Source organism: Cognatundibacterium luofuense, assembly GCF_018139685.1.
Taxonomy (GTDB): domain Bacteria; phylum Pseudomonadota; class Gammaproteobacteria; order Burkholderiales; family Burkholderiaceae_D; genus Undibacterium; species Undibacterium luofuense.
In genome coordinates, this window is sequence record NZ_JAGSPN010000390.1 from 1 (window position 1) to 335 (window position 335).

Annotated in this window: 1 protein-coding gene; it reads right to left on the minus strand. The window is 51.6% G+C overall.

Annotation, left to right across the window (positions count from 1 at the left end; translation table 11 throughout):
* Positions 1 to 254: Fe-S protein assembly co-chaperone HscB (gene hscB / locus KDM89_RS20900; protein WP_212689754.1), on the minus strand; the 254-nt coding region annotated here is incomplete at its 3' end.
* Positions 255 to 335: the final 81 nt, after the last annotated feature.

The following is a 335-nucleotide window of genomic DNA, read 5'->3' on the forward strand; positions in this document are numbered from 1 at the left end:
TTGGATTCTGTTTCCAGATCGACGCCATGTATTTCGCACAGGTAGCTGGCGCGCTTCAAGGGTTTTTTCAGAGTCTGGTAGGCTTCGTTGGCACGGGTCGCCCATTGCATGGCAACCCGTTTCTCAGCTTCGCTGGCCTGCACGAATTTATCCGGATGCACCTGGCTCTGGACTTCGCGATAGGCTGCATCGAGCTGCGCCATGTCCAGCGAAAAGCGTGGTGCTAACTGAAACAGCTCAAAATGATTTTGCATAGGACGCAGTCAGGCTAGTCTCAGATACGGAAGCTTTCGCCGCAACCGCATTCATCTTTCACATTCGGATTGTAGAATTTA